The 13,257-nt window shown below is 50.9% G+C and carries 17 protein-coding genes; 2 read left to right on the plus strand and 15 right to left on the minus strand.

What is annotated here, in order from left to right; genetic code table 11:
* Nucleotides 1-88: 88 nt before the first annotated feature.
* The 8 genes from pal to ruvA all read right to left on the minus strand — a co-directional run bounded on the left by pal (nt 89) and on the right by ruvA (nt 6,083).
* Complete coding sequence (gene pal, locus QP938_08710) at nt 89-598, minus strand: peptidoglycan-associated lipoprotein Pal (protein WIO73380.1); 510 nt, start codon at nt 596-598, stop codon at nt 89-91.
* Between the two features lie 101 nt (nt 599-699).
* The gene (gene tolB / locus QP938_08715; GenBank protein WIO73381.1) at nt 700-1,989 is read right to left on the minus strand and encodes a Tol-Pal system beta propeller repeat protein TolB; all 1,290 of its coding nucleotides are present in this window, start codon (nt 1,987-1,989) and stop codon (nt 700-702) included.
* Nucleotides 1,990-2,002: 13 nt separating this feature from the next.
* Entirely contained in the window at nt 2,003-2,761 is a 759-nt protein-coding gene (gene tolA, locus QP938_08720; protein WIO73382.1) for a cell envelope integrity protein TolA, read from the minus strand.
* A 33-nt stretch (nt 2,762-2,794) separates the two neighbouring features.
* Entirely contained in the window at nt 2,795-3,217 is a 423-nt protein-coding gene (gene tolR / locus QP938_08725; GenBank protein ID WIO73383.1) for a protein TolR, read from the minus strand.
* Nucleotides 3,218-3,241: 24 nt separating this feature from the next.
* The gene (gene tolQ, locus QP938_08730) at nt 3,242-3,931 is read right to left on the minus strand and encodes a protein TolQ (protein ID WIO73384.1); all 690 of its coding nucleotides are present in this window, start codon (nt 3,929-3,931) and stop codon (nt 3,242-3,244) included.
* A 25-nt stretch (nt 3,932-3,956) separates the two neighbouring features.
* Nucleotides 3,957-4,358 (minus strand): tol-pal system-associated acyl-CoA thioesterase, encoded by a 402-nt coding sequence (gene ybgC, locus QP938_08735; protein WIO73385.1) that lies wholly within the window; start codon nt 4,356-4,358, stop codon nt 3,957-3,959.
* Between the two features lie 3 nt (nt 4,359-4,361).
* The gene (gene ruvB / locus QP938_08740; GenBank protein WIO73386.1) at nt 4,362-5,426 is read right to left on the minus strand and encodes a Holliday junction branch migration DNA helicase RuvB; all 1,065 of its coding nucleotides are present in this window, start codon (nt 5,424-5,426) and stop codon (nt 4,362-4,364) included.
* Nucleotides 5,427-5,477: 51 nt separating this feature from the next.
* Complete coding sequence (gene ruvA, locus QP938_08745) at nt 5,478-6,083, minus strand: Holliday junction branch migration protein RuvA (protein WIO73387.1); 606 nt, start codon at nt 6,081-6,083, stop codon at nt 5,478-5,480.
* A 59-nt stretch (nt 6,084-6,142) separates the two neighbouring features.
* Here ruvA and QP938_08750 point away from each other — a divergent pair, with 59 nt between their 5' ends.
* A complete protein-coding gene (locus QP938_08750; GenBank protein ID WIO73388.1) occupies nt 6,143-6,280 on the plus strand; it encodes a hypothetical protein in 138 nt (45 codons plus the stop codon).
* 342 nt (nt 6,281-6,622) lie between these two features.
* On the opposite strand, the gene ruvC is transcribed toward QP938_08750, so the two are convergent.
* From ruvC to QP938_08775, 5 genes are all read right to left on the minus strand, one after another.
* Nucleotides 6,623-7,144, minus strand: a complete 522-nt coding sequence (gene ruvC, locus QP938_08755; protein WIO73389.1) for a crossover junction endodeoxyribonuclease RuvC — start codon at nt 7,142-7,144, stop codon at nt 6,623-6,625.
* Nucleotides 7,145-7,291: 147 nt separating this feature from the next.
* Complete coding sequence (locus QP938_08760) at nt 7,292-7,504, minus strand: hypothetical protein (GenBank protein WIO73390.1); 213 nt, start codon at nt 7,502-7,504, stop codon at nt 7,292-7,294.
* A gap of 203 nt (nt 7,505-7,707) precedes the next feature.
* Nucleotides 7,708-8,454: a YebC/PmpR family DNA-binding transcriptional regulator gene (locus tag QP938_08765; GenBank protein ID WIO73391.1), complete on the minus strand. Its 747-nt coding sequence runs from the start codon at nt 8,452-8,454 to the stop codon at nt 7,708-7,710.
* A gap of 145 nt (nt 8,455-8,599) precedes the next feature.
* A complete protein-coding gene (gene aspS / locus QP938_08770) occupies nt 8,600-10,375 on the minus strand; it encodes an aspartate--tRNA ligase (GenBank protein ID WIO73392.1) in 1,776 nt (591 codons plus the stop codon).
* Between the two features lie 53 nt (nt 10,376-10,428).
* A complete protein-coding gene (locus QP938_08775) occupies nt 10,429-10,653 on the minus strand; it encodes a zinc ribbon domain-containing protein (protein WIO73393.1) in 225 nt (74 codons plus the stop codon).
* Between the two features lie 305 nt (nt 10,654-10,958).
* Between QP938_08775 and QP938_08780 the strand changes: the two genes are divergently transcribed.
* Nucleotides 10,959-11,375 (plus strand): HU family DNA-binding protein, encoded by a 417-nt coding sequence (locus QP938_08780; GenBank protein WIO73394.1) that lies wholly within the window; start codon nt 10,959-10,961, stop codon nt 11,373-11,375.
* An 85-nt stretch (nt 11,376-11,460) separates the two neighbouring features.
* Here the strand turns inward: QP938_08780 and QP938_08785 are convergent, their stop codons facing one another.
* Both QP938_08785 and QP938_08790 read right to left on the minus strand, forming a co-directional pair.
* The gene (locus tag QP938_08785) at nt 11,461-12,888 is read right to left on the minus strand and encodes an aldehyde dehydrogenase family protein (GenBank protein ID WIO73395.1); all 1,428 of its coding nucleotides are present in this window, start codon (nt 12,886-12,888) and stop codon (nt 11,461-11,463) included.
* 99 nt (nt 12,889-12,987) lie between these two features.
* Nucleotides 12,988-13,257 carry an acylphosphatase gene (locus QP938_08790; GenBank protein WIO73396.1) on the minus strand — a complete coding sequence of 90 codons (270 nt, stop codon included), beginning with the start codon at nt 13,255-13,257 and terminating at the stop codon, nt 12,988-12,990.

Genomic DNA, 13,257 nt, shown 5'->3' on the forward strand with positions numbered 1-13,257 from the left:
TTTCGCCGGGATACATAAAAAAACGCGCAACCCTGTGGGGATTGCGCGTTATTTTATTACAAATCGCTCAAAAAGAGCGACAAGAGCATTACTTCAGCTCAACACGACGGTTCAGAGCCATAGACTCTTCAGTGCTGCCCATCGCTGCCGGACGCTCTTCGCCGTAGCTGATTACTTCCAGGTAACGACCGTCAACGCCTTGTTGCATCAGGAAGCCACGTACAGACTCGGCACGACGCTCGCCCAGGGCGATGTTGTACTCGCGAGTGCCGCGCTCGTCAGCGTGACCTTCCAGGCGAACCTGACGCGGGTTGTTTTTCAGCACTTCAGCGTGCAGCATCAGTGCAGCACGAGCTTCAGGTTTGAGCAGGGACTTGTCGAATTCAAAGTAGAATACGGTGTCTACGCCTGCCAGCGGATCGGTTTCCACTTCTACTACAGACTCTTCAGCACCGGTACCAATGGATACTGGCTCTGTAGTTTCAACGGTTTCTTCAGCACCAACAGTTTGCTCTTCGGTATCAGTTGTTGAACAGCCAACCAGTGCCAATGACAGCAGTGCGCCAATCATGCCCAGTTTCAGTGTTTGTTGTTGCATTTCCTCTTCTCCTGTGAGTTTTTATAAATAATAAAGTTAATCAATTTTTTGGCTATCACCTGCACATAACACCTGTGCCTGTTCCGCTTTGCCAAGGCGGCCTACCGTAAGAAAGGGGACCACGAAGGCTCCCGTACATCCCCATCTCTGGCCGGCAATAGAAACTTCACTCCGGCATCAAGCGACACAGCAGCAAGGATACCCTTGCCTGCACGCTTGGTAGCGTACATAACCATGGCTCCGTTGGGAGCCACTGTTGGCGATTCATCCAGATCAGTTCTGGTCAACACTCGCAAATCACCGGTTACAAGGTCCTGTGACGCGATGTGAAAGCTGCCATTATCCCGATGCACCATCACTAAAGTGCGGCCATCCGGAGCCAACTGTCCACGGGCGTTGTAATTGCCCCGGAACGTTAAACGTTGCACTTTACCACTAGCAATAGCCAATTTATAGATTTGTGGACTGCCTCCCCGATCGGAAGTGAACAGCAACGTATTACTGTCCGGCATCCAGGTGGGTTCGGTGTCAATGGCAAAGTGGTGAGTCAATCTTTTGAATTGGCGCGTCTGCAAATCAAACAGATAGATTTCCGGATTTCCGTCTTTAGACAAGGTCAATGCCAGCTTGCTACCATCCGGCGACCAGGCCGGTGCACTGTTAATTCCACGGAAGCTGGTGAGTTTTTCCCGCTTACCGGTATTTATCTCCTGGCTGTAAATAGCAGGACGACCACTTTCAAAGGATACGTAAACAATTTTCTTACCATCCGGCGCCCAGCTAGGCGACATGAGCGGCTCTTTGGACTGAACCAACTGAATTTCGTTGGCACCATCCACATCGGAGCGCATCAATCGGTAAATATACTGTCCCGGACCGGTTGGTGTAGAAGTAATGTAAAGCAGCTGCGTTGAAAACGCTCCGGGGATACCAGTGATTGCCTCATAGACGTTATCGCTAACAAAGTGCGCCATGCTACGCACCACCTTGGCATTACCGTTAACAGCGCGAGTAAACACCTCTTTTTGGCTGGTGATATTCACCAGGCTGTAAGTCAATCGAAGACCACTCTCACCCTGTGGTTCAACCTTACCGACCACCAGGTATTCCGCCCCCAGAATACTCCAGTCCCGATAACGCACATCCCTGGCTGTTGCCGGAAAGGAGAGCATGTCGGACTGAGGAATCGATTGGAAAAGACCACTGCGATCCAGGTCTGCGGCAACAATTGCACTGATATCCTCAGGCAGTGCCGCACCGCGCCAGGCGATCGGCGCAATGGCAATTTTAGTTGGCTGATCAATCCCCTGGGTAATTTCAATTGTCAGGCCCGCAAAGCTGTTACTGATCAGCGCACAGGCTCCCAGCAACGCAATAAAAATCTGTCTCAAAAATTTCACTTTTTTATAACCTCAAATCATCGGGACGGAATACCAGTTGCAGGTTACGAAAGTATGACTCGAATACTCTCGACTCCATCTTTTTAAGCTCCGGAAAGCTATCGGCCTTTCGAACAGCCTGCTCTACCGAACGGTCAAAGGCATCATTACCACTGGATTTAATAATCCGCACACTAACTACTCGACCGGTAGGTACCAACTGTATTTCCACCGTCGCTTCCATATCGCGACGGGCACTGGGCGGCCTGCTCCAGTTATTCTGAATTTTCTGCTGAATGACATTCTGGTAGCTATTAGCTATTTGCTCGTCATTTTCGGCGATTAAAAATTCCTGCTCATCATCCAGCGCACTGAGCAACTCTTCCTTACGCTGTTTTTCTAATTCCTGCTGCTTTTTTTCTTCGGCAATACGCTTTTTCTCGGCCTCTTCGCGTTCGCGTTTAATCTTGGCCTGACGCTTTTTTTCAGCTTCCGCTTTGCGGCGTTTTTCAGCTTGTGCTTTCTTTTTAGCTTCAGCGGCTTTTCGTTCTGCTTCTTTTTGTTGCTGTATTTTCTTTTGGTTGTCCGGCTGCTTTTTCGGCTTGGCTTTAGGCTCTTCTTTTGCCTTTAACTCAACCAGTTTGGCGTCAATATACTTGGGGGTAACCGCTTTGCGATGCTCACGCTCTGGAGTCCAGTTCGCGGTAACCACAAACACCAGCCCCGCATGCAACACCAAGGTGCATAACGTAGCTGCTGAATAGCTTCCCGCTTTACCTAACATAGCTCTCGCCCAACTTCTGAACTGACGTCTAACTTAACGATTTTTTGGTGGCTCGGTAACCAGGCCGACACTGGGAGCACCTGCGCCCTGCAATTCACTCATCAAGTGGACCACCACGCCGTACTCAACCTTGGTATCGCCCCATACCAGAACCGGGGTTTTCGGTTGCTGGCGCAAAATCTTACTCACCCGATCCTTGATAACAGCCAGCTCTTCTTTCTTCTGACCGTCGTTACCCAGTTCAAACCAGTAGCTGCCATCCGCCTTTACCGATACGATCAGGGGATCCTGCTCCTGATCTTCCAGCGGTACGGAATTGGCTTCCGGAAGCTCAACTTTTACGCCCTGCATCAACAGCGGTGCAGTCACCATAAACACAATCAACAGCACCAGCATCACGTCGATCAACGGCACAACGTTGATCTCGGACGTCAGCTTCTTTTTTGGCTTTTTCATGTGAATCGCCATAGGTCTGCCCTATCAGGATTTGCTGTGAACGCGACGGTGCAAAATGCTGGAAAACTCTTCTGCAAAAGTCTGGTAACTGCTGAACAGGTTTTCCGATTGTGCCGAGTAACGGTTGAAAGCCAATACTGCCGGGATAGCAGCAAACAGCCCCATTGCCGTAGCGATCAGTGCCTCGGAAATACCTGGTGCTACCACCGCCAGTGTGGCTTGCTGTACATTTGCCAGACCGCGGAACGACTGCATGATGCCCCACACGGTACCAAACAGGCCGATATACGGGCTGGTTGAGGCAACGCTGGCCAGAAATGGCAGGCTGGTGTTGAGCTTTTCCTCTTCACGAGAGAGTGCAACACGCATGGCACGTTCGGTGCCTTCCATTACCGCTTCCGGATCTGTACTGCCGCGCTGGGCCAGGCGATTAAACTCCCTGAATCCGGCGCGAAATACAGACTCCGAGCCGCTCATCATTTCGTTATTCTGGGCTTTTTCGTTACTTTCACGAAACAGCTCATTGAGATCCACACCGGACCAGAATGTCTGCTCAAACTTTCTGAACAGGCCATGAGCCTGACGTAAGTAGAGTCCGCGCTGGACGATCATCATCCAGGAAAATACCGATGCCAGAAACAGCAGCACCATCACTACCTGCACTAAGAATGATGCGTTACTTATCAGTTCCCAAAGCGAAAGTTGCTCTGCCACAGTGGCTCCTCTTGAATCCGTTTGATTATATTGGTTGTAAAAGCTGGCGCATGTCAGCGGGCAATGCTGAGGGTTTCATGGTATCGCGGGTGACATTGGCCACCTTTACCAATCCTTCACACAACAGTTCACCATTACGCCTGATCTGTTGCGCCACTTCAAAATAGGTTCTGCCAACTTTGTGAATGTCAGCAGTGACGTCCAGCTGGTCATCCAATTGTGCCGGTTTGCGATAATTCACTTCTACCGAATGCACCACAAACATCAGGTTATCCGCCCAAAAAGCCGGCTTGTCATATCCATAGCTACGCAGCATTTCTGTGCGCGCCCGCTCCATAAACTTGAGGTAATTGACGTAATAGACAATGCCACCGGCATCGGTGTCCTCAATGTAGACCCGCAGTGGCAGGCTAAATTCCTTTGCCATGACTCAGTCCATCAACCCCAATTGCGGATCCTGGGCACGGGCTATCGAGTCCGGCTCCTGCAGGCCAAAATGTTGGTATGCCAGCCGGGTAACCATTCGGCCACGCGGTGTACGCATCAGATAACCCTGCTGAATCAGGTAAGGCTCCAGCACATCTTCAATGGTTCCGCGCTCTTCACTGATCGCAGCGGCAAGGCTGTCTACGCCCACCGGACCACCATCAAACTTTTCAATCATCGTGAGCAGCAGGCGGCGATCCATATGATCAAAGCCGGACTGATCCACGTTGAGCATATTGAGTGCACTATCAGCAATTTCTGCGGTGACTACCCCGTTGTTTTTCACATCAGCATAGTCGCGAACACGACGCAATAAGCGGTTGGCAATACGAGGAGTACCTCGAGCCCGACGGGCAATTTCCAGAGCACCAGAGCTTTCCATCTGCATGCCTAGGATACCGGCTGATCGCTGCACGATGGTTGACAGATCCTCAACGGAGTAAAACTCCAGGCGCTGGACAATACCGAATCGATCGCGAAGAGGCGAAGTTAACAGACCAGCGCGAGTGGTTGCTCCTACCAAGGTAAAAGGAGGCAGATCCAGTTTGATGGAGCGAGCCGCCGGCCCTTCCCCGATAATGATATCGAGTTGGTAGTCCTCCATAGCCGGATAGAGAACCTCTTCCACCACCGGACTCAGGCGATGGATTTCATCAATAAACAGCACATCACCCGGTTCCAGATTGGTCATCAACGCTGCCAGGTCACCGGCTTTTTCCAGCACCGGACCAGACGTGGTTTTCAAGTCCACCTTCATCTCGTTGGCGATGATATTAGCCAGGGTGGTTTTACCAAGCCCGGGTGGGCCAAATACCAGTGTATGATCGAGAGGCTCAGAACGTTTTTTGGCGGCCCCGATAAAGATTTCCATCTGCTCACGCACAGCGGGCTGGCCGACATAGTCGGCCAGATTGACCGGGCGGATGGCTCGGTCAATTCGCTCTTCGCTGGGTGTCAGCTCCGCCGATACCAATCTATCGGGAGCCACCAGATGGTCTTTTTCAATCATTGTTATTTATCGTCTTATATTGGCTGCAACAGCCTCAATCAAATAAGCGCGCTACTTTACCAAACTTTTCAGGGCCAAACGGATAAGCGTCTCACAACCGGGCTGGTCATCGGGCACATACACCGCCTTGACCATTTTTGCCGCATCCTGGGGTTTGTAGCCCAATGCCACCAGGGCACTTTCCGCCTCTTCCGTCACGCTGGGTGTCATATGTGCCGTTGCAATAGCGCCACCGGAACCACCTTCGACACCCCAGGCTCTGAGACGATCACGCATCTCAATAATCAGGCGTTCTGCTGTTTTCTTGCCTACACCCGGTAATTTCACCAAAGAACTGACATCATCCAGCTGCACACAGCGAACAAACTCGTCAGCATTCATACCGGACAGAATCGCCAGAGCCATTTTGGGGCCAACGCCATTAACCTTAATCAGCGTACGAAACAGCTCGCGCTCACGAGTATCCGCAAAGCCATATAAAAGCTGTGCATCTTCACGCACCACAAAATGGGTAAAAAGTGTGACTGTCTCACCGACAGCAGGAAGCTGAAAAAACGTGGTTAACGAAGCCTGCACCTCGTAACCAACCCCCTGCACATCCACCAGCAGGTCTGGTGGCTGCTTTTCCAATAAAATCCCCTGGAGACGTCCGATCACTTATTTCGCCTTATTTTTATAGCTGGTGCGTAGTCTGAGGGATTTGCCGGGGAAATAAAATGGAAAAGTGGTGGAGATATTTGAAATATTGGTGGCTGGAGCTGCTGCTGGCGGTGTTTGGAGAGCTTTTTAACAACTTATTTGCATCTTTAAAGCCTGGCAGCCGAACACCCAAAGCAGCTCAAGCCACAGCCTGACAGGTCGCGACGATTTGTGGGTATTATGAGGAGTGGCCAGTCAGGTTGTGGATTGAGCGGGTCCAAAAGATGCAGACAAAACCGAGATCCTTCGCTGCTCTCAGGATGACAAAGGGATTAGTTAGTGGTGCGCACGGCGCACCCTACATGATCAATCTGTTGGAATGCCACCACCCAGACTAAATGTCCCAAAGTAGCTCAATCCACAGCCTGATAGGTTACGACGATTTGTGGGTATCATGAGGAGTGGCCTGTCAGGCTGTGGATTGAGCGGGTTCAACGCTTACATTCAGGAAAAAACACAGGGATTCTTCGCTACGCTCAGGATGACACCGATGATAGCTACTTCATCCTGCCGCGTGCATATCGATTGATCCCGGCCAGATTGGCCTGGGTCCGGCTACTGTGGGCATGACAAAGCGCAACAGCCAAAGCATCTGCCGCATCCTCCTTGGGGCGTGCCGCCAGCTTCAACAGGTATTTGACCATCTCTCCCACCTGATCCTTGGTGGCGGCTCCGGTTCCCACAACCGACTGCTTAACCGTACGCGCAGAATACTCCCCAACTGACAGGCCAGCGTTCATACCGGCAACAATCGCCGCTCCCCTCGCCTGTCCGAGCTTGAGCGCCGCACGAGGGTCTTTCGCAAAAAACACCTCCTCAATCGCCATCAGATCTGGTCGAGCTTCCTCAATGATCTCACTGACACCCGCATAGATAATTTTTAATCGCTCCGGCAGCGAAGCTTTGTCCGGCAACTTGATAATACCACTGGTCACGTACAGCTCCTTGCCACCCACCACTTCGATCACACCAAAACCGGTGCGTCGGGAGCCAGGGTCGATACCAAGAATACGTGTCATAGATCAGGAAACGTTAGTTGTTATAAGTAGAACAAGAGTACCGCAATCTTCCAGAACAAAACAGGCGGCCAATGGCCGCCTGTTTCTACGGGCGCCTCCCAAAATGCACTTTTTCAGAGGCGCCCCAATCTTTAAAGTAAGAGTAACTTACTCTTCAGTTTCGCCTTCTGCAGACTCTTCAGCCGCTGCTTCTTCAGCAGGAGCTTCCTGGGCAACAGATTGCTTGATCAGCTCTTCAGCCAGCAGGATCTTGGCTTTTTCTTCGCCGTTGATCCACTTATTGTCAGCGCCTTTTACCGCGTAACGCTCGTTGCGCTTTTGGTAGACAGTGTAGTCTGCTGCTTTCTTAACAGTTTTCATAGTTCATTTCCTTTGGTGAATGTTTCAACACTGGTTTGCTCGGCAAAACCCGAAAAGCAGACTGTTGAAATTCGTTTTCGAGGCAGCTACTGCAAGGCAAAAATGGGCAAAAAGAGGGAATTTATTGTAATAAATGACCGATTTGAGCCCATTTTTAACACCGCAGGAGCAACGCAGATAGAATTTCAATAGTCTGCTAACCCTTACTCCATTTCCGCCAGTACAGACTCTGGAATATCCGCATTGGTGTAAACATTCTGAACATCGTCCAGGTCTTCCAGCATGTCGACCAGACCCATGATTTTCTCTGCACCATCCTTATCCAGCTCAACCATGGTAGAGGCCACCATGGTTAATTCGGCATTTTCAGGAGTGAAACCAGCAGAAATCATGGCATCTTTTACGCTCAAATAGTCTTCAAACGCAGTGGTAACATCAACAGAGCCGTCTTCATTAACTTCAATGTCTTCAGCACCGGCTTCCAGCGCTGCTTCCATGATTGCATCTTCATCAACACCAGGTGCAAAGTTGAGCTGGCCAACTTTACTGAACAAGTAGGCTACCGAACCATCAGTACCCAGATTTCCACCGCGCTTGCTAAAAGCGTGACGAACTTCGGCAACGGTTCGATTGCGGTTGTCGGTCAGACACTCAACATACACAGCGATACCACCAACACCGTAACCTTCGTAGGTAGCAGCTTCATAGTTGGCATCATCACCGGTGCCAGCACCACGAGCAATAGCCTTGTCGATGGTGTCTCTTTTCATGTTGGCAGCGAGCGCCTTATCAACACAGGCTCGCAAACCCGGGTTGTCCTCAGGGTTCGGACCACCTGTTTTGGCAGCTACCACCAGCTCACGGATAATTTTGGTAAAAACCTTGCCACGCTTGGCGTCCTGAGCCGCCTTGCGGTGCTTGATATTGGCCCATTTACTATGACCAGCCATATTCCAAACCTCCGGTTTTGGTTCTGACGTCAGATGTCGGACGTCTGACGCTTTTATGTTGTACTTTGCAGGTCGAGATGTAGGCCGACCTGACAGTGCTTGATTTTAGCGTCGGACGTCCGACCTCAGACGTCCGACTCCAGGCTTACGCCTCTGTAACCTTCTCGCGAAGACGAATATTCAGCTCACGCAGCTGGGCATTGTCCACAAAACCTGGCGCATCAGTCATAACACAAGCAGCTGATTGGGTTTTCGGGAATGCAATCACATCACGAATTGAACTTGCGCCCACCATCAACATGATCAGCCTGTCCAGACCAAAGGCGATACCACCGTGAGGAGGACAGCCAAATTTCAGTGCATCCAGCAGGAAGCCGAATTTCTCACGCGCTTCCTCTTCGCCAATGCCAAGAATGCTGAGAACTTCGCTCTGCATTTCCGGATTGTAAATACGAATGGAGCCACCACCCAACTCGGTACCGTTCAACACCATGTCGTAGGCACGGGACAGAGCAGTTGCCGGATTGGCTTTCAGTTCTTCCAGAGAGCAGGAAGCCTGAGTAAACGGGTGGTGCAATGGTGTCAATGCGCCATCGTCGAGCTCTTCAAACATAGGGAAGTCAATAACCCACAACGGTGCCCATTCGCGATCGTACAGATCGAGATCGGCACCCAGCTGGCAGCGCAACGCACCCATGGCATCGCAAACAACTTTAGCCTTGTCTGCGCCGAAGAAAATGATGTCGCCATTTTCAGCCTGCAGGCGATCAAGAATCGCCTCGCGGGTTTCCATCGGCAGGAACTTAACAATCGGCGACTGCAAACCGTTTTCCAGATCGCTGCGATCGTTGACCTTGATCCACGCCAGGCCTTTGGCTCCATAAGTGGCGACAAAATTGCCGTAAGAATCCACTTTTTTGCGAGCCAGCTTCTCACCACCTTGCGGTACTTTCAGTGCCGCCACTCGTCCTTTCGGATCGTTGGCCGGACCGGAAAACACCTTGAATTCCACATCTTTCACCAGGTCAGCAATTTCCACCAACTCCAGTGGAATACGCAAATCCGGTTTATCAGAACCGTATTTGTCCATCGCTTCCGAGAACGGCATGCGCGGGAATTCACCCAGCTCAATACCTTTTACATCACGGAATACAGAGCGAATCATATCTTCGCTGAGCTGCATGATGTCGTCTTCATTGACGAATGCAAACTCCATATCAATCTGGGTAAATTCAGGCTGACGGTCTGCACGCAGGTCTTCGTCACGGAAACACTTAACGATCTGGTAGTAACGATCGACTCCGGACATCATCAACAGCTGTTTAAACAGCTGCGGCGATTGCGGCAGAGCAAAGAACTTGTGCTCATGAGTACGGCTCGGCACCAGGTAGTCGCGCGCCCCTTCCGGCGTAGCGCGAGTCAGCATTGGTGTTTCCACATCCATAAAACCACGCTGCGCCAGATAGTGGCGAACGGCTGTGGTTACATTGGAGCGGAATTGCAGGTTGCCCATCATCTCCGGGCGACGCAGATCCAGATAGCGGTACTTGAGGCGAATATCTTCACCAACTTTTTGGTGCTCATCCAGCGGGAATGGAACCGTTTCAGAGCTATTGAGAATGTTCAGGTGACTGGCGAAGATCTCAATTTCGCCAGTCTTCATATTGGGATTGACAGCATTGTTGTCCCGAGCGCGCACCTTACCGGTAACCTGGATAACGTATTCACTACGCAGGCGTTCCGCATTTGTAAAGTGTTCCCCACAGTCGGGGTCGAATACCACTTGCGCAATACCTTCACGGTCACGCAAGTCGATGAAGATGACTCCACCGTGGTCACGGCGACGATCAACCCAGCCACAAAGTGTGACTGTTTCATCGATGTTGGATTTGTCTAAGGCGCCACAATAACCAGTGCGCATAATCAATTCCTATTTAGTTTAAGGGTTTAGGGACAACGTCTGGCGATACGAAGCTATGCTTCGCTGCTGTCACCGCCAGCCAGGTTTTTCTTTTTGCCGGTTTTGAAGTCTGTTTCGTACCAACCACTACCCGTCAAACGAAATCCGGATGCAGAAATCTGCTTTTTGAGGTCAGCCTTTAAACAGGCTGGACAATCAGTTAACACCGCATCACTGATTTTTTGCAGCGCTTCCAGTTCGTGACCACAGGAGACACATCGGTATTCGTAGATAGGCATGCCAACACCAAATAAATTTCAAATCCACTCGACCGGCCAATAACATCAGTCCGGCGAATACAAAAGCGCCGCATTATACCCCAGTGGCCGCCAATGCTGAATACACCGCTCATTTAACGCCTGCCAGATGTAAAAAACGTAAGAAATAGCGTTTTTCCACTGTTTTTATAGTGTTTTCATGTTGCCTAAGGCAATTAGATGCTATATACATAGCGTCGGTGGCGGTTTAGACCCTTGGGGGAGGCCGTTAGCCACACAATAAAGATGTTTACTATCGTCAATAACAACCACAGAAGGAATCCAAGATGGCCGCCAAAAAAGCACCTGCAAAGAAGCCTGCCGCTAAAAAACCAGCTGCCAAAAAGCCTGCCGCCAAGGCTGCAGCAGCTCCAGCTCGCAAGACTACTGCTGTTAAAGAAAAATTCACCAAGACCCAAATTCTTAACGAAATCGCTGATAACACCGGCCTGAACAAGAAGCAGGTTACTGCCGTTCTGGACGAGCTGGGTGTTGTGATTGAGCGTCACATCAAGAAGCGCGCTGTTGGCGAATTCACCCTGCCGGGCCTGATGAAAATCAAGACCGTTAAAAAGCCTGCTCGCAAAGCTCGCAAGGGTATCAACCCATTCACCGGCGAAGAAACCATGTTCGCTGCCAAGCCAGCTTCTACTTCCGTAAAAGTTCTGGCTCTGAAGAAAATGAAGGACATGGCCAACGCCTGATCCTGAGTTACTTAAAAAAGGCCACCCTTGAGAGGTGGCCTTTTTTTTGCCCTTAGGGCTCTATCCATCAAGCAATAAAAAGCAACTATCCGTTGTAGCCGTTAATTGCCTTGATCTCCAGAAAATCGTGTAGCGCGTATTCTCCCCACTCACGACCATTACCGGATTGCTTGTACCCACCAAACGGGGCATCGTAATCCTGGTAAGCACCATTGATATGAATCATGCCGGCCTTGATTCGACGCGCCACGCGACGGTTGCGTTCCATATCGCCGCCGTGAACATATCCCGCCAATCCGTAGATAGTATCGTTGGCAATAGCAATGCCCTCTTCCTCATCACCATACGGAATAATGCTCAGCACCGGGCCAAAAATCTCTTCCTGGGCGATAGTCATGTCATTGCGAACATCGGCAAAAATGGTCGGCCTGGCGTAGTGACCAACCTCAAAGCCTTCCGGTTTACCCAGGCCACCACAAAGCAGACGCGCACCTTCATCAATACCAATTTGAATATATTTCTGGGTAGTGTCGTACTGGTTCTGGCTGGCCATTGGCCCAATATGGCGCCCCTCCTGTGTGGGGTCGCCCACCTGAACTTTTGCAGCGATACGCTGGGCAATTTCCAGCGCTTCTTCATAACGTGATTGCGGCACCAGCATACGAGTGGGCGCATTGCAGGACTGGCCACTGTTTTCAAAACAGTTGAACACTCCCCACTTCACTGCCTTTTCCATATCGGCATCGTCCAGAATCAGGTGAGGTGATTTACCACCCAGCTCAAGGGCAACACGCTTGATGCTATCCGCAGCATCTTTGGAAACCGAAGCTCCCACACGGGTAGAGCCAGTAACAGACACCATATCCACTTCCGGATGGGTGGACAGAATATGACCGACCTCGGCACCGCTGCCATTGACCATATTGAACACACCTTTTGGCAGTCCGGCCTGATGACAAATATCGGCAAACAGGTAAGCAGACAAAGGGGCAACCTGACTCGGCTTCATGACCATGGTACATCCAGCAGCCAGTGCCGGCGCTACTTTGCAGGCGATCTGGTTGATCGGCCAGTTCCAGGGACAGATAAATCCACACACGCCGATTGGTTCACGAACAACCTTGGCATTTCGAGTGTCCTCTTCAAACCGGAAATCACGCAGCGCATCAATCGCCGCCTGGATATGGCCTCGACCAGTATCGGCCTGGGCGGCTTTGGAAAATGAAATTGGAGCTCCCATTTCCATGGTTATTGCTGCAGCAACTTCGTCATAACGCTCCATATAGCAAGCCAGCAGGCGCTCCATCATCTCCAGACGCTCTTCGCGGGTGGTTTGAGAGAAGGATTCAAAGGCATTACGCGCTGCAGTAATAGCACGCTCGACATCTTGTGCACCACCCAGTACGGTAGTCGCCACCTGCTCGCCAGTGGCCGGGTTTTCCACCGGTAAATCCCGTGCCTGCAAAGGCTCAACCCATTCACCATCAATATAAAATTTGCGTAAATTATCCATTGTCTACTCCACCAATAGTCATCGGGATAAAAATAAGCCCCAGCACCTGTATTGGCTCTGGGGCAGCTCCCATCTTTTAACTCTTACTTTTTTACTTTATCAGCGTACCGAAAAGCCGGTTATACCTCTAAGGGGTGAATCCTCCCAAACTACCTGATCCACTTCTGCATCAGGCGGGCCAACACTGACCTGCGCTTGAACCATCAATACAGCAGCTGAATCACCGCTCAACAACACTTCAACCGTACCATCGGGCAAATTCGCTGCGTAGCCGGTTACCCCGTTCTCCTCGGCATGCCCTTGCACAAACTTTCGAAACCAGACACCCTGGACCTTTCCGGAAACAATACCTTTGGTGGTGACTTCCAC

It is taken from the genome of Porticoccaceae bacterium LTM1, from assembly GCA_030252795.1.
Lineage (GTDB): Bacteria > Pseudomonadota > Gammaproteobacteria > Pseudomonadales > Porticoccaceae > SCSIO-12696.